Below are 2,583 nucleotides of genomic sequence, written 5' to 3'. Positions count from 1 at the left end.
TGGGTATTCCGGAGCAACGTGACCGGTGATTCCGGTCGAACGTGACCGGCCATTCCGGGAACGTGACCGGCCATTCCGGTGATCGTGACCGGTGCGGCGATCTACGCCGGCGGCATGGTGTTGCACATGTATTTCAACTGAAGGCGCGCTAGCGTTGCTGCTTTTACTCAGCAGGAACGCCATGCCCGCCGCAAGGATCAACATGCGCAAACTCAAGGACGCACTGCGTCTCAAATTCGAAGGCAGGCACTCGCACCAGTACATTGCCGCTGCCCTGGGCATCTCCAAGGGCGTTGTCACCAAATACGTGGGCCTGGCCGTAGCGGCCGGGCTCGACTGGGCGCAGCTGGCCGCCATGGACGAGGCTACGCTGGAGCGGCGTCTGCTGCCCGCACCACGGCCCGGCGACATGTATGCCGTGCCCGACTGGGGGCGTATCCACCAGGAGTTGCGTCGCAAGGGCATGACGCTAAGCCTGCTGTGGGAGGAATACTGCGCCGAGGTGGGCGAGAGGCACTGCGCAGAGCACCCCGTCAAGCCCTGGCGCTACTCGCAGTTTTGCGAGAACTATCGTCGCTTTGCCAAGAGCCTCAAGCGCTCGATGCGTCAGAGCCACCGCGCCGGCGAGAAGCTGTTCATCGACTTTGCCGGCCCCACTGTCACACTGACCGATGGCGGGCAGGCCAACATCTTTGTAGCCGCCATGGGCGCTTCGGGCTATTGCTTTGCTCTGGCCACCAAGGGGCAAACGGCGGCCGACTGGTTGGACGCTACGGCCCAGGCCTTGAGCTTCTATGGCGGCGTGCCTGAACTGATCGTGCCCGACAACCCGCGGGCACTGGTCAGACAGGCCAACCGCTACGAGCCACAATTGAGCGAGTCGGCGCTGGACTTTGCCCGCCACTATGGCTGCTCCATGCTGCCCGCCCGCGCCTACCACCCGCAGGACAAGGCCAAGGTGGAGATGAGCGTGCAGCTGGTCGAGCGCTGGATCCTGGCGCGGCTGCGCAAACAGCGCTTTGCCAGCGTGCAGCAAGTCAACGAGGCCATCGCCCCGTTGCTGACCTATCTGAACGAGCGGGCATTCCAGAAGCTGCCCGGGTGCCGCGCCAGTGCGTTTGCCCAGCTCGATGCCCCGGCCCTGAAGGCCTTGCCTGCCCAGCGCTGGGAGTGGGCCATCTTCAAAACCGTGCGAGTCCATGTAGACAGCCATGTGCAGTTTGAGGGCCACTTCTACAGTGTGCCCAACGCCCTGGTCGGGCAGATTCTGGAGCTGCGCGTGACGGCCAATGTGCTGGAGATGCTGCACCGTGGTCATCGGGTAGCCTCTCACGCACGCTGCGCCCACAAGGGCGGCTACACCACGGTAGCCGAGCATCTGCCCGAGCGCCACCGCCAACACGCCCAGTGGTCGCCCGAGCGCTTGCTCTTGTGGGGCCAGCGCATTGGTCAGCACTGCGCCCATGTCGTGCAGCGCATGCTTGAGCGCCAGCGCCACCCGGAACACGCCTACCGTGCCTGCCTGGGGCTGCTGAACCTGAGCAGGCGCTTTGGCGAGCAGCGGCTCGAAGCCGCATGCGCCATGGCCTGTGAGCTGGGCACCACCCGCTTCACCCACATCCGGGACATCCTGGTCAACCGCCGCGATCTGATCGATGCGCGTGCGCCCAGCGCCTGGAGCGCTCCGCTGCATGCCCATGTGCGCGGCCCAGGGTACTACCAGTGAAGGGGCTGAACATGATGATGCACACCACGCTGGAGCAACTGCGCCAGCTCAAGCTGCTGGGGATGACCCAGGCCTTGCAGGAGCAAATGCAGCAAGCGGGCATGGCGGCCATGAGCTTTGAAGAGCGCATGGCCTTGCTCGTTGAGCGCGAAGTCCATGGCAGGCAGGAGCGCCGGCTCATGCGACTGATCAGAAATGCCCGCCTGAAGTATCCGCAGGCGATGATCGAGGATCTGGACTGCCGCGCCTCGCGCGGCATTGACCGTGCCACTGTGATGAGTCTGGCACTGGGGCCGTGGGTGCGCGCGGGCCATGCCGTTCTCGTCACGGGCCCTACCGGAGCGGGCAAGTCCTGGCTGGCGTGTGCCCTGGCCCAATACGCTTGCCGACAAGGACACAGCGCCTTGTACCTGCGCATTCCCCGCCTGGCTGAAGAGCTGCGTATCCGCCATGCCAACGGCACCTTCACCACCTGGCTCGATACGCTCAAGAGCACGGATGTCCTGCTGCTGGACGACTGCGGCATGGTCGGCATGGATGCCCACACCCGCAGCGATTTGCTGGAAATCATTGACGACCGCGCAGGCCGCAAGGCCACCATCATCACCTCACAGCTGCCCATCGAGCACTGGCATGAGTGGATCGGGGAAGCCACCGTGGCCGACGCCATGCTCGACCGGATCATGCAAAGCCACCACCGGCTGACCCTGGCCGGAGAGTCGTTGAGAAAGAGCAAACCCCAACCTGAACAGGAGGACATCGGGGCCTGAAACCACCTGCCCACTACAATCACATCGCGCAACACCAACACCGGTCACGATCACCGGAATCATCGGTCACGTTCGCCGGAATACGCA

At 64.2% G+C, this 2,583-nt stretch carries 2 protein-coding genes; both read left to right on the top strand.

Annotation, left to right across the window (positions count from 1 at the left end):
• Window positions 1-181: 181 nt before the first annotated feature.
• Window positions 182-1,726, top strand: coding sequence for an IS21 family transposase (gene istA / locus BMW28_RS12675; RefSeq protein ID WP_091818473.1), 1,545 nt, complete (start codon window positions 182-184; stop codon window positions 1,724-1,726).
• An 11-nt stretch (window positions 1,727-1,737) separates the two neighbouring features.
• Window positions 1,738-2,496, top strand: a complete 759-nt coding sequence (gene istB / locus BMW28_RS12670) for an IS21-like element helper ATPase IstB (RefSeq protein WP_091818475.1) — start codon at window positions 1,738-1,740, stop codon at window positions 2,494-2,496.
• The last annotated feature ends 87 nt before the right edge of the window (window positions 2,497-2,583 follow it).

Origin of the sequence: Allobrachymonas denitrificans DSM 15123, from assembly GCF_900110225.1 — a bacterium.
GTDB classification, from domain to species: Bacteria; Pseudomonadota; Gammaproteobacteria; order Burkholderiales; family Burkholderiaceae_C; genus Brachymonas; species Brachymonas denitrificans.
Note: the sequence above shows the minus strand (reverse complement) of the source record. Positions and strands in the feature narration are given on the sequence as shown.